Origin of the sequence: Halomonas qaidamensis (assembly GCF_025917315.1) — a bacterium.
Lineage (GTDB): Bacteria > Pseudomonadota > Gammaproteobacteria > Pseudomonadales > Halomonadaceae > Vreelandella > Vreelandella qaidamensis.
Genome location: NZ_CP080627.1, coordinates 2227700 through 2251785, shown reverse-complemented (window position 1 = coordinate 2251785; position 24086 = coordinate 2227700). Strand labels below are relative to the sequence as shown.

Sequence of the window (24086 nt, the reverse complement as noted above, 5' to 3'; positions counted from 1 at the left end):
CCAAGGAATGAACGTAATGAGCGAACAAACTACTGCCAACGTTTCCCCGCGAGATGATTTGCTGGTGTGGATAGACCTGGAGATGACCGGCCTGGACCCCAACAAAGAGCGCATCATCGAGGTGGCCACCCTGATTACCGATGCTGATTTAAACGTCGTAGCGGAAGGCCCTGTGATCGCAGTGAAACAGCCAGATAGCCAGCTGGCTCAAATGGATGACTGGAATCAAAAGACCCACGGGGAGAGTGGGCTGGTAGCGCGTGTCAAGGCAAGCACTGTGAGCAGTGCCGAAGCCGAGCAGCAAACGCTCGACTTTCTTCGCCACTACGTGGTGTCAGGCTCGTCGCCCATGTGCGGCAATAGTATTCACCAGGATCGGCGTTTTTTAGAGCGTGAAATGCCAGCGCTTTGGGCGTTCTTCCATTACCGCAATTTGGACGTGTCGACTGTTAAGGAATTGGCAAAGCGCTGGAATCCAGGCGCCTTGGCAGGGTTTAAAAAGCAGAATGTCCATCTGGCGATGGATGACATTAAGGAGTCGATTGCTGAATTGGCTCACTATCGCAGCACATTCTTACGCCTCGAGACGGTAACCGACGAAGAGGAGTAAGGTGGTTTAGAAAAGGGGTTGAGAAAGATGGCTAAGCGTCATCAGTGGCAATCCTCGCACCGCGCTTGAGGCGCTGCTCCTCAAGCGCCCAGGCAACATGTTCACGCACCAGGGCACTGGGGTAAGCCCTGCGTGCCCATAAAGCGGCTTCGACGGCCGGGCTCCAAGGAGCATTGCCCAGGCCAACGGCGAGATTCCGCAGCCAGCGTTCGTAGCCAATCCGGCGAATCGGGCTACCCGCGGTTTTATCCAAAAACTCATCTTCGCCCCAGGCAAACAGGCTTATAAGGTCAGCGCGGTCAAGGTCATGGCGTGGTGCAAAATCACGCTCTTGGGTGGTGCGGGTAAAACGAGTAAAGGGGCACACTAGCTGACAGTCATCGCAGCCATAAATACGATTGCCCATAGCGCGGCGAAACTCAATCGGTATAGCTCCATGTAACTCTATGGTGAGATAGGAGATACACTTGCGGGAGTCAACGACTTTGTCGTCCACAATGGCACCCGTTGGACAAGCGCTGCGGCAAGCGCTACAGCTGCCACAGTGTTCCTGAGTAAATGGTGCATCGATAGGAAGCGGCAAGTCGGTATACAGCTCGCCGAGGAAAAATAGCGAACCCGCCTTGGGGTTAAGTAGCATCGCGTTTTTTCCAAACCAACCCAGGCCCGCTTTTTGTGCTAAAGCACGCTCCATAACAGGCGCAGAGTCGACAAACGCACGATAACCAAACGCGCCGACTTCTTGCTCGATCTGTTTAGCCAGCTGCGCCAATCGTTTGCGCATTAATTTATGATAATCGCGACCTAGGGCGTAGCGTGAGACATAGGCAAGATTAGGCCTGCCAAGCACTTTTGCGCTTTCTACGTCAGCGGGCAGGTAGTCTAAACGCACGCTGATTACCCGCTGGGTGCCGGGCTCAAGCTCTTCTGGACGGGTACGTTTAGTACCATGCTTCGCCATAAAGCCCATTTCACCGTGATAGCCCTTCGCAAGCCAATTGTTCAGGTGTGCTTCATGATCAGCTAGCTGGGTGTCTGTGATGCCTACTTGCTGAAAACCAAGCTCACGGCCCCAGGTTTTGATTAGCTCCGCAAGGCGCGTTAGGTCATCATTAGACAGTGAAAAGGTGGTAGAACTTTGCATGGTAAATCAACGTTAGCGCGTTAAGCGCGCTATGCTAACGCATAAGTGGTTATCAACACACTATCGCCTACCGTAACTAGATTAAGGAGAGATCGTGCCCACGTTAAGTACTTCCTCGCTACGCCCCCTTTATACCGCGGCTCAAGTGCGTGAACTTGATCGGCGTACGATTGCCGGTGGCATTGAAAGTTTTGCCTTAATGCAGCGAGCAGCCTCCAGTGCCTGGCACAGCTTTCGTTCTCGTTGGCCGCAGGCGCGAAGTGTGACGGTGCTTTGCGGTAGCGGCAATAATGGTGGTGATGGTCACGTGCTTGCGGCACTTGCGATGCAGGCCGGACTTAAAGTGCAGCGCATTTCGCTTAGGCCTTTAGACACGTTAACTGGTGATGTTGCACGTGCTGCTGAACTCGCGTCAGCGGCGGGCGTTGGCTTTGATGAGTGGCAGCCAAGCACCACACTGGTGGGCGAGGTGATTGTCGATGCACTACTGGGTACTGGGCTATCAGGTGACGTTGCCGGAGAAATAAGGCAAGTGATTGAAGCGATCAATGCGTCGCATCAGCCCGTGTTGGCGCTGGATATTCCCTCTGGAATCTCGGCAGATACAGGGGCAGTGATGGGGTTAGCTGTTTCGGCAGCCTGCACGGTGACGTTTATAGGCGACAAAATTGGCCTGCACACGGGTGATGCGCCTGCCTATACGGGCGAAATTGATTTTCGTCCGCTAGGTGTTAAAGCCCAGGCCTTTTTTGATATTCCACCAACCGCCTGGCGTTTAAATGATGAGCTGCTTGCTGAGGCTTTTGCACCCCGCTCGCGTATTAGCCATAAAGGCGACTTAGGGCATGTGCTGGTAATGGGGGGGGCACCAGGGTTTGGTGGCGCTGCCTTGCTGGCTTCGCAAGCTGCTGCGCGCTTAGGGGCCGGTAAAGTAAGTTTGGCAACCGCACCCGAGCATGTGGTCGCAAGTTTAGTCCGTTGCCCAGAGGTGATGGCTCATGGTATTCGTGGCGGAGCTGACGCGAGCCTGTTACCCGCTGCGGATGTGGTGGTAGTAGGACCTGGCCTTGGGCAAGATGCTTGGGGGCAGGCGATATTACAACAGGCCTTGCAATCAGATGTACCGTTGATCGTTGATGCGGATGCGTTAAATCTGTTGGCCAGCCGCTGGCCCGATGTTCGCCGTGATAATTGGGTGTTAACACCGCACCCCGGTGAGGCGGCTCGGTTGCTAGGCTGCTCCGTTGCGGATATTCAAGCGGATCGTCCTGCGGCTGTCCGTGCACTTCAGCGGGCCCGAGGCGGCGTTGTGATCTTAAAAGGTGCGGGCAGCTTGGTGGCTGGCCCCAGTGGACTTGTGGTGTGCCCATACGGCAACCCTGGTATGGCTAGCGGTGGCATGGGGGACGTGCTGAGCGGCATGCTGGGCACTCTGGTTGCTCAGAGCGATAGTGTAGAGCGCGGCACATGGCTTGGAGTGATGGTGCATGCACAAGCAGGTGATGAAGCGGTTAAAACAGCGGGTGAACGTGGCCTGCTGGCAAGCGATCTGGCATCCTATGCACGAGTCTTAATTAACCCGTGAAGGCGGCCTACATGCAAGTGCAATTGAATGATGAAGTGGCCCACGTTGCTTTTGGTGAGGCATTGGGGGAAGCGCTGAAAGGCCACGGGCGTGTTTATTTGGAAGGCGACTTAGGCGCAGGTAAAACAACACTGACACGCGGTATATTGCGCGCTTATGGTTACCAGGGAGCGGTTAAAAGCCCTACCTATACGTTGGTAGAGCCCTATGAGTTAGGTGCGCAACGCATTTATCATTTAGATCTGTATCGTTTAGCAGACCCAGAAGAGCTTGAGTTTATTGGTGGGCGAGACGTGCTTGCCGATGAAGCGCTGTGTTTGATTGAGTGGCCGAGCCGAGGTCAAGGGTGGCTTCCTGCGCCTGATGTTCGAGTAACGCTGGAGGTGGATGATCCTGGGCGCTTAGTAACGCTAACCGCAGAAACCAGCTTGGGTGAACGGGTAATAAGCGAGTTGGTTGATAAGCGGTGCAACGAGCAGCTCGACAGTGGTGGAATTCAATGGCGATAAAAAGCGTACTAAGCTACTTGGCACGCAGCGTGTCGGTTGGCGTTGTTATTATGGCGGCGGGTGCTTCAGTGCTGCAGGCGGCAACGGTAGAAAGTATGCGGCTATGGTCAGCCCCAGATCATGCGCGTTTGGTGTTTGACCTTACGGCAGCGGCGAACGCCAATGTGTTCTCTCTTGAGAACCCGTCACGATTAGTGATTGATCTTGATGACAGCTACTTAGATACCGATGTGTCAACACTTCCCTTGAACGGTAGCGCTATCGACGAAGTGCGCACCGGTGTACGTGATGGCGGCGGCTTGAGAGTCGTATTAGAGCTTAATCGTCAGATATCTCCACGTCACTTTACGTTACCTCCTAATGACCAATATGGGCATCGTTTAGTGGTTGACCTTGAATATCCTGGCGAGAGTGCGGTTGAAAATCCGATTGACCCTATAGAGGCGATGATTCGTGATCAAGAAATACTCGCCCAACGAGCAAATACACAGGCACAAGCTCAGTCTCAGGCGCAGTCCGAGCCCCAGCCCCAGGAGCAAGTAACGAGACCATCGCAAGCTCCCCAGGAGTCGGCCGTTGAGGTTCAGCCTGCCCAGCCACATCCGCGGCGGGATATTATTATCGCGATTGATGCAGGGCACGGCGGTGAAGATCCTGGAGCTATTGGCCCGGCAGGAACACGAGAAAAAGACGTTGTATTAGAAATTTCGCGACGTTTAGCAGCAGAAGTGAATGGTACCCATGGCTTCAAGGCAGTGCTCATTCGCGACGGCGATTACTATCTTGGGCTTCGCCAGCGTACGCAGCTAGCCCGTGAACAGAAGGCTGACTTTTTTGTGTCGATTCACGCCGATGCCTTTACCAGTCCGCGGCCTCAAGGAAGCTCTGTTTATGCGCTTTCCCAGCGAGGAGCAACGTCTGAAACGGCTCAATGGCTTGCTGATAGTGAAAACCGTTCGGATCTGATCGGTGGTGTCGACGGTAATCTCTCCCTGCGCGATAAAGATCAAGTGCTGCGCGGTGTGCTGCTGGATCTCACAATGACGGCGACGTTAAACGATTCGTTATCGATCGGTGGGCAGGTGCTTGATCAATTAGGGCGTATCAATCGTCTCCATAAATCTCGTGTTGAACAGGCTGGGTTTATGGTGCTGAAATCGCCTGATATTCCGTCGCTACTTATTGAAGTTGGCTTTATTTCTAATCCCGATGAAGAGCGTCGCTTACGTGATCCGGTGCATCAGCGTGGGTTATCAACGGCCATTTTTAATGGTTTGCGTGATCACTTTGAGCGAAACCCTCCGCCTGCAAGCCTGCTGGCGTGGCAGCGTGACAATCAGCGTCGCCCAAGCGGAAATGAATACCGTATTCAATCAGGAGATACGCTGTCAGCGATTGCGGTACGTCACGGTGTGCCAGTGAACCAGCTCAAACAGGCCAATGATATTAACGGTGACGTTATTCGTGTCGGTCAGGTGTTACGCATTCCGCGTTCATAATCATAAGTCCCGAGGTGACGGTTGTCTGAATTGATCTCTTCGCCAACGCGTATTCATGTGCTTGATCCCCGGTTGGCAAACCAAATCGCCGCGGGGGAAGTGGTTGAGCGCCCTTCTTCAGTAACGAAAGAGCTGATTGAGAATGCTATTGATGCTGGCAGTCAGCGCATTGAAGTGGAGATAGAGCAAGGTGGCGCACGGCTTATTAAAGTACGTGATGATGGTATTGGCATTGGCGAACAAGACTTACCCCTAGCGCTTGCTCGCCACGCGACCAGCAAAATCAATAGTCTTGAAGATCTAGAGGGCGTGAGTTCACTGGGGTTTCGAGGCGAAGCGTTGGCTTCGATCAGCTCGGTCTCGCGGCTGGAGCTAATCTCTAATGCGGAAGATGACCCCCGCCAAGGGTGGCGAGTGACTGCTGAGGGGCGTGGTATGGAGGCGCGAGTGACGCCTGCACCTCACCCACGGGGTACCAGCGTTTCAGTACGGGATCTGTTTTTTAACACGCCCGCACGGCGCAAATTTTTACGTACCGAAAAAACAGAATTTGCCCATGTTGAAGAGGCTTTTCGTCGCCAGGCGTTATCTCGTTACGATGTCGCCTGGGTGCTACGTCATAACCAGAAGGTGATTCACCAGCTACCGCCGGGTGTGACACCAGCCGCACGCGAGCGGCGTATTGCTTCTCTACTAGGTAAAAACTTTATTGAGCATGCCCGTTATATTGAGCGAGAAGCGGGTGGGTTACGTATTAGTGGTTGGGTCGGCTTGCCCACACACTCTCGCTCCCAGGCGGATCAGCAATACTTTTTTGTGAATGGCCGTGTGGTGCGCGATCGTTTAGTCGCCCATGCGGTGCGTCAGGCTTATCGTGATGTGTTGTATAACGGGCGTCATCCAGTGTTTGTGCTTTACCTGGAACTTGATCCTGATGTCGTCGACGTCAACGTGCACCCAACCAAGCATGAAGTGCGCTTTCGCGATGGCCGTATGGTGCACGATTTTCTTTACTCTAGTTTGCACCACTGTCTGGCGTCTTCTAAGCCAAATGACGGTGAGCAAGAAGTGGGCCAGGGTCAGCCTACAGAGCCAACTGCTGAACCCGCCGATGAAGTGAGCGTGTCTGAGGCGAAAGGCCAAGGCCAAGCGCCACCCCCCCGTTGGCAGCAGCAAGGCATGGCGCTATCAGACTCCCCTGATCGGCATCCGGGGGGCGAGCGAGTGCGCCGTTTTATGCAAGGCTATCAAGCGTTACATCCTGATCATGAGGAGACACTATTAACGCCGCAGCCAAGGGGACCTGGCGTTATTTCCTCACCAAAGGCCACGGAGGTGCGTGAGGCGCCGTTGGCAATGCCAGAGCATGATGCTACTGCGGCACCTCCATTGGGCTTTGCGCTAGGGCAGTTGCACGGTGTTTATATTTTGGCGCAAAACGCCCAGGGGTTGGTGCTCGTAGACATGCATGCTGCTCACGAGCGAATTGTTTATGAGCGCATGAAGAACCAACTGGCCGCAGCTAACGGAATTGATACACAGCCGTTGCTGGTGCCTGTTTCCCTGGCTGCCAGCCGCACCGAAGTGGCAACGGCTGAAAGCGAGCGCGACGCCATTGCCCAGCTTGGCGTTGAGCTAGATGTGGCGGGCCCAGAAACCTTGCTAGTTCGTCAATTACCAGCCCTGTTGGCTCAGGCAGATCCAGAAGCCCTGATACGTCAAATGCTAGAAGAACTCTCGCGCTATGGGCGAACTCATCAAGTCGAGGCACGTATACATGAATTGCTATCAACCATGGCGTGTCATGGTAGCGTGCGCGCTAACAGGCGTTTAACTATCGATGAAATGAATGCGCTGTTACGCGATATGGAGCGCACTGAGCGAAGCGACCAGTGCAACCATGGCCGCCCAACGTGGACACAAATGAGCATGAAAGCACTCGACCGCCTATTCTTACGTGGGCAATAGTGGTGTGGTCAGTGAAGACGCGGCCAGAAAATACAAACAAAGGAGTGCTGAAAGCAAATGGTTGACACACGCCCCTGGGCGATTTTTTTAATGGGGCCAACCGCAGCCGGCAAAACTGATACGGCGATAGCGCTACATGAGCGATTGGGGCATGAGCTGATTAGCGTAGACTCTGCGATGGTGTATCGCGGGATGAATATTGGTAGTGCTAAGCCGAGTGCGGCTGAGTTAGCGCGTGCACCGCATCGTTTGATTGATATTCGCGATCCAAGTGAGCCTTATTCTGCCGCCGATTTCCGTGAAGATGCGTTGCAGGAGATGCGACAAATCAGCGCGGCCGGCAGCGTGCCATTATTGGTCGGTGGGACGATGCTCTATTTCAAACGGCTGGTGGAAGGCGTAGCCAACTTGCCCTCCGCCGATGCCGATATACGCCAACAGTTGGACGCTATCAGACAAAATGAAGGGCTAGCGGCGCTGCATCGTATGCTGGCTGACGTGGATAGTGTGTCTGCGCAGCGGATTCATCCAAACGACCCGCAACGCCTTATGCGCGCGCTTGAAGTTTATTATGCAAGTGGCCGACCGATGAGTGAGCTGTGGGCAGAACAGCAGCCAGAAACCTTTCCCTGGCGGGTGATGTCGATAGCGTTAGCGCCTAGCGATCGCCACTGGTTACACAGTCGTATTGCTGTGCGTTTCAAAACAATGTTAGCTGAAGGCTTGATAGATGAGGTTGCCGCCCTCAAACAACGCCCTGATGTTCATCTTGGCTTGCCAGCAATGAAGAGTGTTGGCTATCGTCAAGTATGGGAATACTTAGACGGCGTTTACGACGAAAGCGAGTTAGTCGAACGAGGTGTGATAGCAACGCGTCAACTCGCTAAGCGTCAGCTTACTTGGTTACGAAGTTGGCCATCACTAACATGGGTAGACTCGCAGCAGCCCAACGTGTTGGATAAGGTGCTGAAATTCGTGCGTGAAAGCGGTGCTTAGCGTAAGATAGTGATTTCGTAAGCAAGTGTTTTCGAGTGGCCGGCTGGCTCTTTTGACAACGCCAAGCCTTTCGGGCAACAAGATTGCGGCGTAGCACCAGTAGGGCGCGCCATTTATAACCAACCCCAACGACAGTTTTAGGGAGAGCAACATGTCCAAAGGGCAGTCCCTTCAAGACCCGTACCTGAACATTTTGCGCAAGGAGCGCATTCCGGTCTCTATTTTCCTGGTGAACGGCATTAAATTGCAGGGCCAGATCGAATCATTTGACCAGTTTGTCATTTTGTTGCGCAATACCGTCAGTCAGATGGTTTATAAACACGCTATTTCCACGGTAGTGCCTTCGCGCAATGTGCGCTTACCGGTACAAGATCCAGCCGCGCCTGATGCGGACATCTAACACCGCTGGATAGCTTGAGAGTCCACGAGGTATTGATTGTTTTTTGAACGCCCAGATGCCGGTGAAACGGCAGTACTTGTTCACGTTGATTTTCATGCTGAACAAGCACGTGAAGACCCGGGTGAGTTTTTGGAGCTCGTGCGCTCTGCTGGTGCAGAGCCTGCGACGCTACTCACTGCTAGCCGACAACGCCCTGATTCCCGTACGTTTATTGGGTCAGGAAAGTTGGAAGAGCTGCGAGCATTGCTCGCAGCTCACCAAGCAGAACTGGTGATCTTCAACCATAGTTTAAGCCCTTCCCAAGAGCGTAATCTTGAGCATGAGCTTAAGTGTCGAGTACTTGATCGCACAGGTCTAATACTTGATATTTTTGCACAGCGGGCACGAACCCATGAGGGTAAGCTGCAGGTAGAGCTTGCTCAGCTTGAATATATGTCTACTCGCTTAGTGCGAGGGTGGACACACTTAGAACGTCAAAAAGGCGGAATTGGCTTGCGTGGTCCTGGCGAAACACAGCTAGAAACCGACCGCCGCTTGTTACGCGGACGCATCAAGTCAATTCACAAGCGGCTGGACAAAGTACGCAGCCAGCGTGACCAGAATCGTCGCGCCCGTTCACGCGCTGAAATCCACAGCGTTTCATTAGTTGGTTACACCAATGCCGGTAAATCGACGCTGTTTAACGCGCTTACTGATGCCAAGGTATATGCTGCTGACCAGTTGTTTGCCACACTTGACCCCACCCTTCGTCGTCTCGAAGTCGAAGACGTAGGGCCGGTGGTGATGGCTGATACGGTAGGCTTTATTCGTCACTTACCGCATAAGCTCGTCGAAGCCTTTCGGGCAACACTTCAAGAGGCTGCAGAAGCATCATTGCTGGTGCATGTAATTGATGCCGCGGATCCTGATCGCGACGCCAACGTTGAGCAAGTTGATCGTGTGCTTAAAGAGATAGGCGCTGATAGTGTGCCAGTTCTCAAAGTCATGAATAAAATCGACCGGCTAGATAGTGCGCCACGTATTGAGCGCGATGGTCATGGTGTCCCTGAAGTAGTATGGCTTTCTGCTCAGCAGGGGCAGGGGCTTGATTTGCTGCATGAGGCGCTAACCGAGCGGCTAGCCAATGATGTTATTAGCTTCTCGCTAACACTGACGCCAGAGCAAGGTAAGCTTCGTGCCGGTTTGCATGAGCTGAACGCAGTGCGTAGAGAGTATTTTGATGAGCAAGGGCAGTCTGTTTTAGATGTGCGCTTGCCCAGACGTGATTTTAATCAGCTCATGGCCCAACTTGGTGAGCGTGCCAACACTTATTTACCCGTCGCATTACGTGAAATAAATGAATGGTAGCTAACCAGGCTGCTAGGCGTATGTGAACTTGGGTAGAAGTATGGTACAAGATTTATATAGCAATAATATGAAAAGCACCGGCCTTGCTAACCGTAAGGCTAAGTGCAGGTGAACACCTTAGTGGAGAAGACGTATGGCCTGGAATGAGCCTGGTGGTGGCAACCAGCACGACCCCTGGAGTGGTGGTGGCCGACGTGGCAGTAATAACGGCGGTGACCGCGGCGGCAATAATGGTGGAGGTAATAATGGTGGCAACAATCAAGGTCCTCCCGACCTTGACGAGGCACTAAAAAAATTCCAAGACAAGCTAAACGGAATGCTAGGTGGTAGTGGCAAGAAAGGCAGTGGCGGTAACGGGAGTGGTAAGAGCGGTGGCGGTAAGCCTCGTAATTCTCTTGCGCTTCCTGGTCTACTGGTCATTGTTGCCTTGGCTATTTGGGCCGCTTCTGGTTTCTACTTAGTCGATCAGTCCGAGCGTGGTGTTGTGCTACGCTTCGGCGAGTATCAGGGCATCGTAGATCCTGGTCTACAGTGGAACCCACCACTGATCGATGATGTGCGTATGGTAAACGTGACCCGCGTGCGGTCAGTTTCTCAAACGCAGTCAATGCTGACGCGAGATGAAAACATCGTTGAAGTGGAAATTTCTGCGCAGTACCAGGTGGCTAATCCTCGTGACTTCGTATTAAACGTGCGTGATCCAGCGCTTTCCATCGAAAATGCATTGGACTCTGCTTTGCGTCACGTTGTCGGCGGTACGGATATGATCGATATCTTGACCTCTGGGCGTGAGATTCTGGGTAGTTCTGTGGCAAGCCGACTTCAATCTTATCTGGATGCTTACGGTGCTGGTATTCGTTTGCAGACAATTAACATTGAGTCCACGTCAGCGCCTGCGCCCGTTATTGATGCGTTCGATGATGTTATTCGTGCACGTGAAGATCGTCAGCGTACGATCAACGAAGGGATGGCTTACGCCAATGCCATTATTCCTGCGGCACAAGGTCAAGCGCAGCGTGTCGTTGAGCAGGGCCAAGGTTATCGGGAGTCGGTTGTCGCTGAAGCGCAAGGTCAAGCTAACCGCTTTACCGCATTGCTAACCGAGTATCGCAATGCGCCTGACATCATGCGTGAGCGTATGTACCTAGATGCGATTGAAGATGTCTTTGGAAAAACGCCCAAAGTATTGCTGGATGTAAGTGAAAATGCTCCTTTGATGTATTTGCCACTGGACCAAATGCGTGGCGAAAGCTCGGGTAGCGATAACGCTTCTTCCAATACGGGCAGTAGCGGTGAATCAATCGATCCGCGGGTGTTGGACTCATTGCGGGGAAACCAAGGTAGTTCTTCATCCTCGTCATCCAGTAATCCTATCCGCAGGGAGGGCCGCTAAATGATTAATAATCGATCCCTGCTAATCGTAGGTGGCTTGGCCGCTGTGGCTTGGCTGGCTAGTAATAGCTTGTATGTAGTCGATGAGACTCAGCGCGCCGTAAAGCTACGCTTTGGTGAAGTCATTGAGGAGAACATTCAGCCAGGGCTGCATGTTAAAATCCCAATCGCTCAAACGATTCGTAAATTTGATACGCGTTTGCTGACGCTTGACACTGATACTAGCCGCTATCTAACGCTTGAGCAGAAAGCGGTTATTGTGGACTCCTACGTTAAGTGGCAGGTGATTAACCCCACGCGTTACTACGAGGCCACTGCGGGTGACGAATTAATGGCGATTCGCCTAATTCAACCGCGTGTAGATGAAAGCTTACGTAACGAGTTTGGTCGCTTGAATCTTCAGGAAATTATCGCTGAGCGCCGCGATGACCTGATGACAGGACCAACTGCTGAGCTTGATGAGCTGATGCGCGATGAGCTGGGTGTTGCAATTCGTGACATTCGTATCAAGCGTATCGACTTACCAGAAGATGTATCGGCAGCGGTATTCGAGCGGATGCGTTCTGAGCGTGAACGTGAAGCTCGGGAGTGGCGCGCTCAGGGGCAGGAAGAGGCTGAGCGTATTCGTGCTAATGCTGATCGTCGCCGTCAAGTACTGCTTGCCCAGGCTAATGAGCGTTCTGAAACATTGCGTGGTGAAGGTGATGCAGAAGCGGCAGCGATTTTCTCCCAGGCCTATGGACAGGATCAGGAATTCTTCGCCTTCTGGCGCAGCTTGAACGCATACCGTGAAAGCTTCGCAGGCGATAACAACCTGTTGGTGCTGGAACCAGATAGTGATTTCTTCCGCTATCTACGCAGTGCAGCCCCTGGCAACGCTGAGTAATTATGTGCGTTTAGCCCCGCTAGGTTATGCAATCTCAGCGGGGTTTATCTGGCGCACAAACGTGATAGACTTAATTAACCGGGCGTCGCCCGGTTTTTTTGTGGCCCTTATTTCGCTAGCGCTTGTCTATGAACGCCTAAAACGCGTCATAAGGTAGCTGCGTTTGGGCCTTCATTGTCTCGCAGGATTGTTCACATGACCATCGCTGACCGCTGGCTATTGCCCGACGGCATGGATGAGGTGCTGCCGCCTCAGGCAAGCCGCATGGAAGAGCTGCGCCGCGCGCTGCTTGATCTCTACCATTGCTGGGGCTACGACCAAGTAATGCCACCGCCGGTGGAGTTTTTGGACTCCTTGCTTACGGGTACCGGTACCGATCTAGATCTTCAGACCTTTAAATTAACTGACCAGCTCACGGGCCGAATGATGGGTGCATCTGCCGATGTGACCCCACAGGTAGCGCGTATGGACGCTCACTCGCTAAAGCGCCAAGGGCCCGTTCGGTTGTGCTACTGCACAAACGTTCTTCGTGCTAAAGCCGACCAGCACCAGGGCGGTCGAAGTCCTGTGCAGGTGGGTGTCGAACTGTTTGGTCACGCAGGTTTAGAGGCTGACGGTGAAATTATTCATTTGGCTCTGGCCAGCTTAAAAGCCGCCGGCGCTGATGAAATTCATTTGGCGCTGGGCCATATTGGCATTTATCGTAGCCTTGTTGAGGCGGCTGCGCTCAGCGATGAGCAAGAGCGTGCGCTGTTTGAAGCGTTAGCGCTTAAGTCGCCCGGCCAATTAGCTGAGCTGGTTCGCCGGAGCGTCAGCGACCCAGCCTTGGCAGATATGCTAATAGCGCTTGGTGAACTGCATGGTGATGCGAGCGTGTTAAGGCAAGCTCGAGACCGTTTTGCTGGTGCCCCAGCGCCGGTAATGGCGGCACTTGATCAGTTGGAAGCGCTTTATAAAGGCGTGTTGGCGCGTTTTAATGTTTCGCTCTATTTTGATTTGGCAGAGCTGCGCGGTTATCAATATCACACTGGCATGATGTTTGCCGCCTATGTGCCCGGCTATGGTCATGCACTAGCTAAAGGCGGACGCTATGATGACACTGGTCGTGCTTTTGGCCGTGCGCGTCCGGCGACTGGTTTCTCCATGGATTTAAAACAACTGGCATCGCTGGCCTCAGCTTCACCCCGTCAGGGTGCTATTTGGGCGCCTGCCCAAGAAGAAGAGTCGCTTAACGCTGCCATTGCCACGCTGCGTGAGCAGGGTGAACGCGTGATTCAAGCGCTGCCTGGGCAGCGTACTGGGCCGGCGGAGCACAATTGTGACCGCCGTCTTGAGTTTATTGACGGTCGTTGGCAGACAACGGCCCTGACACAAGAGACGAGTGCATAATGGGTAAGAATGTCGTAGTCCTGGGTACCCAATGGGGTGATGAAGGCAAAGGCAAGATTGTTGACCTGCTCACCGAGTCAGCCTCAGCGGTGGTGCGCTTTCAAGGCGGTCATAATGCTGGCCACACGCTGGTGATTGACGGTGAGAAAACGGTTCTTCACCTGATTCCGTCCGGTGTGCTGCGCCCAGGTAAAACCTGTGTGATCGGTAATGGCGTTGTGTTATCGCCTGAAGCGCTGATCAAAGAGATTCGCGAGCTTGAAGAGAAGGGCGTGCCGGTACGCGAGCGCCTGCGTTTGTCGCCTGCTTGCCCGTTAATCCTGCCCTACCATGTGCGTTTAGATCAAGCACGTGAAAAGGCTCGCGGCATTGCTAAAATTGGCACGACTGGTCGTGGGATCGGACCTGCTTACGAAGATAAAGTAGCCCGTCGTGGTCTGCGCTTAGGCGATATGCTTCACCGTGAGCGTTTTGCCTCGAAGCTTGGTGAGGTGTTGGACTACCACAACTTTGTATTGGTGAACTATCACGGTGAGCCAGCGGTAGACTTCCAGGAAGTGTTGGACACTGCTATGCAGATGGCCGAAGAGCTACGGCCTATGGTCACAGACACCGTTAGTATGGTGCACGATCTTCGTAAAGCCGGAGAGAATATTCTGTTTGAAGGTGCTCAAGGTTCGCTGTTGGATATTGATCATGGTACCTACCCCTACGTTACCAGTTCCAATACCACGGCAGGTGGTACGGCTACCGGCTCAGGCGTGGGCCCGCTTTACCTAGACTACGTACTAGGTATCACCAAAGCTTACACCACTCGTGTTGGTTCCGGCCCCTTCCCAACCGAGCTTTTTGACGACCATGGCCGTCATTTAGCCGAGCGTGGGCATGAGTTTGGAGCAACCACTGGTCGCCCGCGCCGTTGTGGCTGGTTTGACGCCGTAGCGTTACGCCATGCTGTACAGATCAATTCAGTCTCTGGTATCTGCTTAACCAAGCTTGATGTGTTGGATGGACTGGAAAATATCCGCGTCTGTGTAGGCTATCGCAGCAAAGATGGCGATGTTTTGGATAATCCAGTTGATTCAGAAGGCTATGAAGCCGTCGAGCCGCTTTACCATGATCTGCCAGGCTGGAAAGAGTCCACCTTGGGCGCTAAGCGGGTTGAAGACCTGCCAGCAAACGCTCGTTCTTATATTAGCTTCTTAGAAGAGCAGGTGGGCACCAGCATCGACATTATCTCAACCGGCCCTGACCGCGTGGAGACAATTGTTTTGCGTAACCCGTTTGATGGCTAAACCAGTAGTATTCCACGACTAATTAGTGTGATGGTTAGTGGCTGAAGCTATTAAGTGATTGAAAAAGGGGCGATTAGATCGCCCCTTTTTCTTTAAAGCAAGTTCTTTAAAGCAAGTTCTTTAAAGCAAGCATATTAAAACTAAAAATCGATACCACGACGAGCCTGTAAGCCATTGTTGAAAGCGTGACGTACTTCTTGCATTTCTGTCACTGTGTCGGCCATTGCTACTAAATCTCGATGTGCATTGCGTCCGGTAATAATTACTGTTTGTTCCTGTGGGCGGTTGATCAATGCTTGTTTAACTGTATCAATATCTAAGTAGCCAAATTTCAACATGTAGGTAATTTCATCTAGTACCACTAAATACGTGTCTGGATCAGCGAGCATTTTTTCAGCCTCTTGCCACACTTTTTGGCAAGCTTGGGTATCTGCCTCGCGGTTTTGAGTGTCCCAGGTAAAGCCTGTTGCCATAATGGCAACGCTTAGGTTGGTATCATCTTCAAGTCGGTTGCGTTCCCCGCACTCCCACAGCCCCTTAATAAACTGCACGACACCAACCTTATACCCATAGCCAAGCGAGCGGGTGACAGTGCCCCACGCGGCGGTGGTCTTGCCTTTGCCATTTCCCGTGTTTATCAATAACAGCCCACGTTGTTCAGTGGCGTTGGCAACTTTCTCGTCAACTCGGGCTTTCAGTTTTTCCATCGACGCTTTGTGACGTGCATCGCGATCGCTCATGGTATGTACCCATTGGCAAGTGATTAATTCAGTGGCGGTTAGGGTAATTCATCCAGCGTCAATTTAACATTGCCAAAGATAAGGTTTGTATAGTTATTGAGAGGTATTGTTAAGCTTTTGGGTGTCGATATTGGAGTTGATGAGTCACATTATTTAAGAGAATTGGCCGGTTGGGGTCTAGCTGCTCTAGAATAGTGGGTCATGTCTTACCAGGAAAATTGCCATGCCCTCATTTGATATTGTGTCAGAGTTTGATCAGCACGAAGCGTCCAACGCTGTCGATCAGGCAAACCGTGAAGTGCAAACACGTTTTGATTTTAAAGGCGTCGATGCCAGCTTTACCCTCGAGGGTGAAAAGGTTCAGCTTGAAGCGCAGGTGGATTTTCAGCTTCAGCAAATGATCGACGTATTGCGTAACCGCCTAATCGCCCGTGGTATTGATGCCCGCTGTATGGATATTCAAGACCCAGTGTTATCTGGAGTGAAGGCTCGTCAGGAAATCATCCTTAAGCAGGGGCTCGACCAAGCTGAAGCCAAAGATGTGGTTAAGCGTATCAAAGCCAGTAAGCTAAAGGTACAGGCTCAAATTCAGGGTGAAAAAGTACGCGTTACGGGTAAAAAACGCGACGATTTACAGAGCGTGATGGCGCTTTTACGTGGCGAAGAGGGGCCTGAATTACCGCTACAGTTCGATAACTTCCGTGATTAATTACCACGTTAGATAGTAAGGCGATGGAGCAGCATTAGACGCTGCCCATCAAATAATTTATAAGCTTACAGGAGTCACGCACTATGTCTGATCCGCAGCCGGTTTATTTAAGCGACTACCAGCCGCCCGCCTACCAAGTTACCCATACCGAGCTGACGTTTGATCTTGACCCTGCAGCAACCCGCGTGAAAGCACGCCTGCATATAGAGCGTCATCCCAGTGCTGATTCACAGGCGCCGCTAGTACTTAACGGTGAACAACTGACGCTAATATCAGTCGCTATTGATGGTAACCCTTTGCCTGATGCTGCGTATCAGCTAACAGATGAGGTGCTGCACATAGCAGATGTGCCAGAGGCTTTCATGCTGGAGAGTGAGGTGGAAATTGCTCCCAGCAGCAACACGGCACTGGAAGGGCTATACCAATCTAACGGCATGTATTGCACCCAATGCGAAGCAGAAGGCTTTCGGAGAATTACTTACTACCCCGATCGTCCTGATGTGATGGCCACCTTTAAAGTAACGGTGATTGGCAATGCCACCAGTGAGCCAGTGCTGCTCGCTAATGGTAACCCTATTAACCAAGGTGAATTAGAAAATGGCCGCCACTTTGCGATATGGGAAGACCCGCACCCGAAACCTTGCTATCTGTTCGCGTTGGTCGCCGGTAATCTGCATAAGGTGGAAGACTCTTTTGAAACTGTGAGCGGCCGCAATGTGACGCTACAGTTGTGGGTTGAGCAAGAAAACCTAGACAAAACCGAGCATGCTATGGCCTCTCTCAAGCGTGCCATGGCGTGGGACGAACAGGTTTATGGGCGTGAATACGATCTTGACCTGTTTATGATTGTGGCGGTGAATGACTTCAATATGGGGGCAATGGAAAATAAAGGACTTAATATATTTAATTCCGCCGCAGTACTAACCCATCCCAATACCGCCACCGACGCCACCTTCCAAAATGTGGAGGGGATTGTTGCCCATGAATACTTCCATAACTGGTCGGGCAATCGAGTGACTTGTCGCGATTGGTTCCAGCTCTCTTTAAAAGAGGGTTTTACGGTCTTTCGTGACCAGTGTTTTTCCGCCGATACTAATTCAGCTCCCGTTAAACGCATTCAAGATGTCTCGTTTTTCCGCACGGCCCAGTTTGCCGAAGATGCAGGGCCAACGGCACATCCTATCCGGCCAGACCACTTTATTGAAATTACCAACTTCTACACCCTGACGATTTATGAAAAAGGGGCAGAGGTTGTGCGTATGCTGCGTAATTTACTGGGTTGGGAAGACTTCCGTCGCGGCTCAGATCTTTATTTTGAGCGTTTTGATGGGCAGGCAGTCACCATAGAAGACTTTGTGGGCTGTATGGCCGAAGTATCTGGCGCGGATCTTAACCAATTTATGCGTTGGTACTCCCAGGCAGGCACCCCTGAAATCGATGCGCACGGCGAGTACGATTACGCTCATGCGGAGTATCATCTCACTCTGCGCCAGCGTACCCCCGCCACCCCTGGGCAGCCAGAAAAACTGCCACTACATATTCCTGTGCGTATGGGGCTAGTGGGTACCAAGTCAGGTCAGGACCTGACATTAACGTTGTCAGGTGAAAAGCTGGGCAAAGATGCTGTAATTCATCTCACTGGCGATGAGCAAACGTTTGTCTTTACTGACGTTGCTGAAGCACCGGTTCCTTCACTGCTACGCGATTTTTCGGCACCTGTAAAACTGCATTTCCCTTACTCACGTGAAGATCTTGCGTTTTTACTGACTCATGATAGCGATGGCTTTAACCGTTGGGATGCGGGACAGCGGCTTGCCATGCTGGCGCTAGATGATCTGATCGCTGCGCACCGTAATGGTGTTGAAAAGGTCATGGATACTCGCGTTGTTGAAGCATTTAGAACGCTGCTTACCGGTGCTATGAGCGATAAAGCGGTGCTTGCTGAAATGCTAACGCTACCCTCTGAAGCTTACATCGCCGAGCAGCAACCCATCGTTGATGTGGATGCGATCCATGCCGCTCGCGAATTTGTGCGACAGTCCTTGGCGGTTGCGCTTCGTGATGAATTTGTCGCCGTGTATAAAGCGAATCAAAGCGATGAGCCTTATGCGCCAACGCCTGAACAGATTGCCCAGCGTAGCCTCAAAAATATCGCCTTAACCTATTTAATGGCGATTGAGGACGAAGAGGGCATTGCGTTTTGTGAAACGCAGTTTGCTGCGGAACATAACATGACCGATGTTCGCCATGCGCTGACGTTGTTGGTGCATAGCGACCGTGATGACATAGCGTCTCCTGCATTGAAAGCATTTGGCGAAAAATGGGCACACGATCCGCTGGTTATGGATCAGTGGTTTACCATACAGGTTTCACGCCCGCAGTCTGATGTTCTCGATCGTGTTCAGTATTTAATGCAGCATCCCGCATTTTCAATCAAGAATCCTAATAAAGTGCGCGCGCTGATAGGCGCATTTGCCCAAAATCGGGTTAATTTCCATCGCTTAGACGGTAAGGGATACGCACTGTTAGCTGATGTGGTTATCGAGCTAAATCGTTTAAACCCTGAAATAGCTGCACGTCTAGTAACACCATTGACACGGTGGCAGCGTTTTGACGAAGAGCGGCAACAGTTAATGCGTGATGAACTTGTACGTATTAAGCAAGAGCCGCTATCGTCTAATGTGTTTGAAGTTGTTGAGAAAGCGCTGGCATAAGATATACCAGTGAATAAACCATGGAGAGGGAAGGCGCCGGTGACAGAGATACAGCAGCACTATTTACTGATTATTAACGGTAAGTCTGCCGGTAACCCGGCGCTGCGTGACGCTGTTGAGCAGCAGCGTAAGGCAGGGATGCCGATTACCGTACGTTCGACTTGGGAAGGGGGCGACGCCGCTGACTTTGCTGCCCAGTCGGTCGAGCTGGGCGCTACGCGGGTGATTGCCTGTGGCGGCGATGGAACCGTTAATGAAGTGGTGAACGGGCTAATGCGGATCGCCCATGATCGCCGTCCTGCACTAGGCATTGTGCCGTTAGGCAGTGCCAATGATTTTGCTACTTCTCTTGGCTTGCCGTTAGAGCCAGGGCCAGCGCTCGAAGCCGCCGGGCGTTTGTCATCCTCGCCGATAGATGTGGTCAGAATAACCGCTCAATCAGCTACTGAAGAAGCCATCAGCTATTATATCAATATGTTGACCGGTGGTTTTGGCGCTGAAATAACGTCATCGACTCCCAAAACGCTGAAGCGCATGTTGGGTGGAGGTGCCTATTCCTTGATGGGAGCGCTAAAAGCTTGGCGGCACCGAAGCTATCGCGGCACGTTGTCTTGGGGTGATCAGCAGCAAGAAGCCTCCCTTTTACTTCTTGCACTAGGTAATGGGCGTCAGTCGGGTGGTGGGCAAGTATTAGCGCCAAGAGCCAAGCTCGACGATGGTCGTTTCGATGTGCTGCTAGTCAAGGATTTTTCATCGGCGGCCGAACTGCCAACCTTGTTAAATGAGCTGCAGCAATTCCCATCTGAAGGGCGCTTTGTGCGCTACTTTACCGCCAACCAGCTATCTGTAACGACCCAGCCAGATGATGAGCCTTGGCCGTTAACCTTAGATGGAGAGGCGCGTCGTTATGAACGCTTTTGCGTCGAAGTAGTGCCGCTTGCCCTAAAGGTGCTGTTGCCAGAAGGGTGTTTGCTACTGACGGCTAATGATCGCCACTAATTATGTATTATATGAATCGCTATTAAGGAGAAAATCCAATGGGAAATCGCTTTTGGATGCCGCTACTGGCCAGTCTCGCGCTTCTGCTAAGCGCCTGCGGCGACACCCAGGAAGATACCGCTGTAAATGAAGAGAACACCTCTAGTAGCGACGTTGATGCTCAACAGGCATCATCTGAAGACGGCAGCGAAGCGGCGGATGACGCGGCTAGTACTGAGGATACCGAAGATGATATTGAAGCGCGCCAAGCGGCAGAGGAGTTAGAAGAAGCGGAGGCACTGAGAGATGACGAAAATAATGCATCGGAAACCTCAGTTTCGCCCAATAATGATGATATGGAAGCAGGTGAAGATACGCTTGCAGCTGATCCAGAAGATGCACTCGATGAAGCCAGTGCCATGCCTGGTGAAACCACACGTTCAGATGTCGATGATGTTATTGCTGAAACCGAACGTCGCTTTGAAGAAGCTCAGCGTCGCTTAGATGAGCAGTTTAAAGAAGTAGAGCAGCAAACACCGGCCTTGGAACCAATGGATGGCGACGCTCCCACCCCAAGTTGGGAAACGGAGTCCAGCTTACCTGGTACGTCTGAGTTAGATGATAATTTAGAAGCCACCGACGTAGATGCGCTGATCGAAGACACTGAGCGTCGTTTTGAAGAAGCGCAAAAGCGTTTAGAAGAGCAGTTTGAGGCCCTAGAGCGTGAACGGCCGGTAAGTGAGAGTATGAACAGTGCGGGTGAGGAGCAAGCAGCTGAGCGCGTTCAGGAATAATGTGCTTATATCACCAGTAAAGACAGACATCATCAGTAAAGACAAATAAGGCCCGCTTTTGAGCGGGCCTTGTTGTATTCCTCTGGTATTAGACCGGACGAATGTTAGAAGCCTGAAGGCCTTTTTTACCCTGAGTTACTTCAAAGCTGACTTTTTGACCGTCTTGCAGGGTCTTGAAGCCTTCAGCTTGAATTTCGGAGAAGTGGGCAAACAGATCGTCACCGCCGTCATCAGGAGAGATGAAGCCGTAACCTTTAGTCTCGTTAAACCACTTGACAGTACCAGTCGCCATCGTCCATATCCTTAACATGCTTAATGATTGAGCGAGCATTCGTAGTAAATGCCTGCCAAAATCACTTTAGAAGTAAATAATTGAGACGTCCAGCTGTGGGCTTAAGATTTTTTAAACGTTTGGTGGGCTTATTCTTATGATGGAAATCAGCTTTATTGATGCACAGTTTGTCCCTTTTCTGGTGGCAATAACGCTGCTATCCATTAGTCCAGGGGTCGATACGTTATTAGTTATTCGCAATACTGCTCGTGGAGGTGTTCGAGATGGTATTGCAACCAGTCTTGCTATTTGCTGTGGGTTATTCGTCCACGCGACTATTTCTGCGTTGGGTATCTCGTTGATACTGCTGCAATCGGCCTGGGCATTTCATATGCTTAAACTAGTGGGGGCGGCTTACCTGATTTGGCTAGGCATCTCCAGCCTGCTGGCGGCGCGCCGCGGTACCCCCTTACCTGTTCGGGGCGTAATGACAAGCTGCTCACCCGTTTCGTTTTGGCAGCCCATCAAAGAAGGATTGCTTTCCAATATACTGAACCCCAAAACCGTTGTGTTTTATATGGCATTTTTACCCCAATTTATTTCACCGACTGACCCTGCGCTGCTGAAATCGTTATGGTTAGCAGGGATTCATTTCGTGATTGCCAATATCTGGCAAATTAGCGTGGTACTAATGGTGGGGGGAGCAAGTAAATGGTTGGCTAGTGCACGTTTTGCACAAACGCTCAATGCCGCAACAGGCGTGGTGCTGGTGGTGTTTGGCGTTCGTTTGGCGTTAGAGCAGCGCCCGGTATAACTGGGCGCTGTATCAGTGGAAGATAGGCGAGTCTATCGGCTTACCAGCAGTGCCCGGTCATAGCGAACGGCTTGCTCACTCTCACTAAGCAGCGAGACACCTTCGCTGTTGCCACCATTTGCCAAACTTTCGAAAATAACCCGATAGCTCAACACTGCCTGTACGTAATCTCGGGTTTCCCGGAACGGAATGCTTTCTACAAATAGGTCAAATGACTCCATGCTGTTGTTGCCCAGCCATTGATCTACTCGGCCTGGCCCTGCGTTATAAGCAGCGGTGGCAGCTAATCGGTTACCTCGATAACGTTCCAACTTGTCACGCAGGTAGGTACTTCCTAAGCGAATATTAAGTTCTGGTTCTAAAACGCCGTAAGGACCTGGGTCATTAATCCCAAGCTGACGACTAACTTGGCTAGCAGTCCCTGGCATTAACTGCATTAATCCTCGTGCACCCGCAGGCGAGAGCGCGACTGGGTTGTAAGCACTTTCACGACGAGTGATGGCCATCAATAAATAAGGGTCAACGCCGGTGATGCGGCCCCAATGCAGGAAGCTGTCGCGATACGCTGCTGGAAAACGCCAGTCCAGTGCATCCCACATTTCCGCCGCAATCGTGGTTTGCACGAGGCGTGCATGCCACTGCTGATGAGCGGCGTAATCAGCGAGTGCTCGGGCCTGATAAGGCGTGGCATTTTGTGCAGCGTAGAGCCACTCGCTATTGGCTAGCCCATCTTCCCCAATACGTAGGAGCGCTTCGGTGCGCTGAACCGCCGGCAGGCGCGCCGTTTGTGCTCTGGTTGCTTCGTCAAAATGGTTGCGTTCTAAGTTGAGCTGGTAGGGTTGATTGAGCTTTTCAGCAGCCGCAAAACCATAAAAACTACGGTCTGTGGCTGCTTGCTGGTAACGCGCTAATGCTGCTTCACGATTGCCTAGTTGCTCATTGGCCCTTGCTAGCCAATATTGCCAACGGCTACTTTCTTGCTGACTGTTAGGCATTTCGGTAATCCAGTGGACGACATCTGTCCACTGTTTTTTGGCCAGCGCGTCGCGAACGCGCAACTCCAATACGCGTTCGCTGTTTAGCGAGGGCAAAACGCTGTCAACCCAGGAAAGGGTGCCTGGAACGCTACGCACGAGTGCATAAAACGCAAGTTCTTCTTCGATCGCTTGGCGATCACTATGGGTTAGGTTGAGGCGTGGCCCAATAGCTTGCCAGGCGGAGTAGGCGGCAGGTGTGTTTTCTCGCGTGTAGCGCTGCATGGCAGCTTTATAAAATGCTCCCGTAGCAGCGCATTCAGGGCCAAGGCAGGTAGGCGCTGAGGCAAGTGCGCTTGATGAGTTTTTGACAGTTTCAGCGGTATTCAAGGCTGTTTGCCACTGACCGCTCAGTAACCCGCCTAAATAGCTGCTTAAGCGCTCTTCGCCCGCCTGCCAAGCAAGCATTTTACGCTCCCAAATTGCCGTGGCATCAATGGTGCCCTCTGCACGAAGGCGATTAAACAGAGGGTCGCAGGCATCCGGCTGGGAGCTACCCACGCGCCACAGCTCAAGCCCCGCTTCACGAGCTTCTGTAGGCGCTCTATCCAGTAGAGCAGTGTAGTAGTAACACTGACGAGCAGTACCCGCAGGAACGCCGTCAGCAACGGCAAGTAAGTCGCCAAAACGGCCCGCATAACCATACTTTGCTATCGCTTGGCCACGCATCCATTCTGATAACGGTGAGTCAGCATGGCGCTCGATAAACTGAAGCACTTGGCTAGGATCAGCGTTAGGCAACTGGTTACGCAGGCGGTGGTAGTCAATGTAGCCACTGAGGATGTGCCCCTCAATGGCGCGATTATCTATTTGTTGCCACTGCTGTTGGCGTGCAGCTTCAAGTGCCTCGCGCATCGCTGCGTCTGAGGTTGCCCAGGAGGCAGTGGGTAAACCGATAAGCACCGCCGCGCATAGGCTGCGAAACGTTAATCGAAATGGCGAAGCTTGCATGGCACTCCCTCTTGCTCGCTAATGATGTCTAGTTGCTATATTGCTAGGACTGTACTGCTGG

The 24086-nt window shown here is 52.1% G+C and carries 21 protein-coding genes; 17 read left to right on the top strand and 4 right to left on the bottom strand.

Translation table 11 applies throughout. From position 1 onward, the window contains the following. Positions 1-16: 16 nt before the first annotated feature. Positions 17-610, top strand: a complete 594-nt coding sequence (orn, locus tag K1Y77_RS10460) for an oligoribonuclease (protein ID WP_030072197.1) — start codon at positions 17-19, stop codon at positions 608-610. Between the two features lie 31 nt (positions 611-641). On the opposite strand, the gene queG is transcribed toward orn, so the two are convergent. Next, complete coding sequence (gene queG, locus K1Y77_RS10455) at positions 642-1754, bottom strand: tRNA epoxyqueuosine(34) reductase QueG (RefSeq protein WP_264018069.1); 1113 nt, start codon at positions 1752-1754, stop codon at positions 642-644. Positions 1755-1848: 94 nt separating this feature from the next. Between queG and K1Y77_RS10450 the strand changes: the two genes are divergently transcribed. The 11 genes from K1Y77_RS10450 to K1Y77_RS10400 all read left to right on the top strand — a co-directional run bounded on the left by K1Y77_RS10450 (position 1849) and on the right by K1Y77_RS10400 (position 15020). Next, positions 1849-3339 (top strand): NAD(P)H-hydrate dehydratase, encoded by a 1491-nt coding sequence (locus K1Y77_RS10450; RefSeq protein ID WP_264018070.1) that lies wholly within the window; start codon positions 1849-1851, stop codon positions 3337-3339. Positions 3340-3350: 11 nt separating this feature from the next. After that, positions 3351-3848 carry a tRNA (adenosine(37)-N6)-threonylcarbamoyltransferase complex ATPase subunit type 1 TsaE gene (tsaE, locus tag K1Y77_RS10445; protein ID WP_264018071.1) on the top strand — a complete coding sequence of 166 codons (498 nt, stop codon included), beginning with the start codon at positions 3351-3353 and terminating at the stop codon, positions 3846-3848. 50 nt (positions 3849-3898) lie between these two features. Further along, the gene (locus K1Y77_RS10440) at positions 3899-5347 is read left to right on the top strand and encodes an N-acetylmuramoyl-L-alanine amidase (RefSeq protein WP_232222379.1); all 1449 of its coding nucleotides are present in this window, start codon (positions 3899-3901) and stop codon (positions 5345-5347) included. Positions 5348-5368: 21 nt separating this feature from the next. Then, on the top strand, positions 5369-7315 hold the full coding sequence (gene mutL, locus K1Y77_RS10435) for a DNA mismatch repair endonuclease MutL (RefSeq protein ID WP_406567218.1): 1947 nt from the start codon (positions 5369-5371) through the stop codon (positions 7313-7315). Positions 7316-7372: 57 nt separating this feature from the next. Then, the gene (gene miaA, locus K1Y77_RS10430; protein ID WP_264018072.1) at positions 7373-8311 is read left to right on the top strand and encodes a tRNA (adenosine(37)-N6)-dimethylallyltransferase MiaA; all 939 of its coding nucleotides are present in this window, start codon (positions 7373-7375) and stop codon (positions 8309-8311) included. Between the two features lie 151 nt (positions 8312-8462). Then, the gene (hfq, locus tag K1Y77_RS10425) at positions 8463-8711 is read left to right on the top strand and encodes an RNA chaperone Hfq (protein ID WP_030072211.1); all 249 of its coding nucleotides are present in this window, start codon (positions 8463-8465) and stop codon (positions 8709-8711) included. 36 nt (positions 8712-8747) lie between these two features. Next, positions 8748-10058 (top strand): ribosome rescue GTPase HflX, encoded by a 1311-nt coding sequence (gene hflX, locus K1Y77_RS10420; protein ID WP_030072213.1) that lies wholly within the window; start codon positions 8748-8750, stop codon positions 10056-10058. Between the two features lie 133 nt (positions 10059-10191). Continuing rightward, positions 10192-11451: an FtsH protease activity modulator HflK gene (gene hflK, locus K1Y77_RS10415; protein WP_030072215.1), complete on the top strand. Its 1260-nt coding sequence runs from the start codon at positions 10192-10194 to the stop codon at positions 11449-11451. Beyond that, positions 11452-12336, top strand: a complete 885-nt coding sequence (gene hflC / locus K1Y77_RS10410; RefSeq protein ID WP_030072217.1) for a protease modulator HflC — start codon at positions 11452-11454, stop codon at positions 12334-12336. 195 nt (positions 12337-12531) lie between these two features. After that, complete coding sequence (locus K1Y77_RS10405) at positions 12532-13725, top strand: ATP phosphoribosyltransferase regulatory subunit (protein WP_264428338.1); 1194 nt, start codon at positions 12532-12534, stop codon at positions 13723-13725. After that, the gene (locus K1Y77_RS10400; protein WP_030072221.1) at positions 13725-15020 is read left to right on the top strand and encodes an adenylosuccinate synthase; all 1296 of its coding nucleotides are present in this window, start codon (positions 13725-13727) and stop codon (positions 15018-15020) included. Before K1Y77_RS10405 ends, K1Y77_RS10400 begins: the two co-directional genes overlap by 1 nt. A gap of 140 nt (positions 15021-15160) precedes the next feature. On the opposite strand, the gene cobO is transcribed toward K1Y77_RS10400, so the two are convergent. Then, the gene (gene cobO, locus K1Y77_RS10395) at positions 15161-15760 is read right to left on the bottom strand and encodes a cob(I)yrinic acid a,c-diamide adenosyltransferase (RefSeq protein WP_264428336.1); all 600 of its coding nucleotides are present in this window, start codon (positions 15758-15760) and stop codon (positions 15161-15163) included. A 223-nt stretch (positions 15761-15983) separates the two neighbouring features. Here cobO and K1Y77_RS10390 point away from each other — a divergent pair, with 223 nt between their 5' ends. The 4 genes from K1Y77_RS10390 (at position 15984) to K1Y77_RS10375 (ending at position 20955) form a co-directional block, all read left to right on the top strand. Further along, on the top strand, positions 15984-16469 hold the full coding sequence (locus K1Y77_RS10390; RefSeq protein ID WP_030072225.1) for a YajQ family cyclic di-GMP-binding protein: 486 nt from the start codon (positions 15984-15986) through the stop codon (positions 16467-16469). 83 nt (positions 16470-16552) lie between these two features. Continuing rightward, positions 16553-19183, top strand: coding sequence for an aminopeptidase N (pepN, locus tag K1Y77_RS10385; protein ID WP_264428334.1), 2631 nt, complete (start codon positions 16553-16555; stop codon positions 19181-19183). Positions 19184-19222: 39 nt separating this feature from the next. Next, complete coding sequence (gene yegS, locus K1Y77_RS10380; protein ID WP_030072228.1) at positions 19223-20182, top strand: lipid kinase YegS; 960 nt, start codon at positions 19223-19225, stop codon at positions 20180-20182. Between the two features lie 38 nt (positions 20183-20220). Then, complete coding sequence (locus K1Y77_RS10375) at positions 20221-20955, top strand: hypothetical protein (RefSeq protein WP_264428332.1); 735 nt, start codon at positions 20221-20223, stop codon at positions 20953-20955. An 88-nt stretch (positions 20956-21043) separates the two neighbouring features. Here the strand turns inward: K1Y77_RS10375 and K1Y77_RS10370 are convergent, their stop codons facing one another. Next, positions 21044-21247: a cold-shock protein gene (locus K1Y77_RS10370; protein WP_009721950.1), complete on the bottom strand. Its 204-nt coding sequence runs from the start codon at positions 21245-21247 to the stop codon at positions 21044-21046. A 136-nt stretch (positions 21248-21383) separates the two neighbouring features. On the opposite strand from K1Y77_RS10370, the gene K1Y77_RS10365 reads away from it, so the two are divergent. Next, positions 21384-22040, top strand: coding sequence for a LysE family translocator (locus K1Y77_RS10365; protein ID WP_030072233.1), 657 nt, complete (start codon positions 21384-21386; stop codon positions 22038-22040). Between the two features lie 32 nt (positions 22041-22072). Here K1Y77_RS10365 and K1Y77_RS10360 read toward each other — a convergent pair whose 3' ends face one another. Then, positions 22073-24025: a transglycosylase SLT domain-containing protein gene (locus tag K1Y77_RS10360; RefSeq protein ID WP_264428328.1), complete on the bottom strand. Its 1953-nt coding sequence runs from the start codon at positions 24023-24025 to the stop codon at positions 22073-22075. Positions 24026-24086 lie beyond the last annotated feature (61 nt).

Coding starts and splice junctions, on each gene's coding strand:
- orn (WP_030072197.1), top strand. CDS start 17: ATGAGCGAACAAACTACTGCCAACGTTTCCCCGCGAGATGATTTGCTG.
- queG (WP_264018069.1), bottom strand. CDS start 1,754: ATGCAAAGTTCTACCACCTTTTCACTGTCTAATGATGACCTAACGCGC.
- tsaE (WP_264018071.1), top strand. CDS start 3,351: ATGCAAGTGCAATTGAATGATGAAGTGGCCCACGTTGCTTTTGGTGAG.
- K1Y77_RS10440 (WP_232222379.1), top strand. CDS start 3,899: ATGGCGGCGGGTGCTTCAGTGCTGCAGGCGGCAACGGTAGAAAGTATG.
- miaA (WP_264018072.1), top strand. CDS start 7,373: ATGGTTGACACACGCCCCTGGGCGATTTTTTTAATGGGGCCAACCGCA.
- hfq (WP_030072211.1), top strand. CDS start 8,463: ATGTCCAAAGGGCAGTCCCTTCAAGACCCGTACCTGAACATTTTGCGC.
- hflK (WP_030072215.1), top strand. CDS start 10,192: ATGGCCTGGAATGAGCCTGGTGGTGGCAACCAGCACGACCCCTGGAGT.
- hflC (WP_030072217.1), top strand. CDS start 11,452: ATGATTAATAATCGATCCCTGCTAATCGTAGGTGGCTTGGCCGCTGTG.
- K1Y77_RS10405 (WP_264428338.1), top strand. CDS start 12,532: ATGACCATCGCTGACCGCTGGCTATTGCCCGACGGCATGGATGAGGTG.
- K1Y77_RS10400 (WP_030072221.1), top strand. CDS start 13,725: ATGGGTAAGAATGTCGTAGTCCTGGGTACCCAATGGGGTGATGAAGGC.
- cobO (WP_264428336.1), bottom strand. CDS start 15,760: ATGAGCGATCGCGATGCACGTCACAAAGCGTCGATGGAAAAACTGAAA.
- K1Y77_RS10390 (WP_030072225.1), top strand. CDS start 15,984: ATGCCCTCATTTGATATTGTGTCAGAGTTTGATCAGCACGAAGCGTCC.
- pepN (WP_264428334.1), top strand. CDS start 16,553: ATGTCTGATCCGCAGCCGGTTTATTTAAGCGACTACCAGCCGCCCGCC.
- K1Y77_RS10375 (WP_264428332.1), top strand. CDS start 20,221: ATGGGAAATCGCTTTTGGATGCCGCTACTGGCCAGTCTCGCGCTTCTG.
- K1Y77_RS10370 (WP_009721950.1), bottom strand. CDS start 21,247: ATGGCGACTGGTACTGTCAAGTGGTTTAACGAGACTAAAGGTTACGGC.
- K1Y77_RS10365 (WP_030072233.1), top strand. CDS start 21,384: ATGATGGAAATCAGCTTTATTGATGCACAGTTTGTCCCTTTTCTGGTG.
- K1Y77_RS10360 (WP_264428328.1), bottom strand. CDS start 24,025: ATGCAAGCTTCGCCATTTCGATTAACGTTTCGCAGCCTATGCGCGGCG.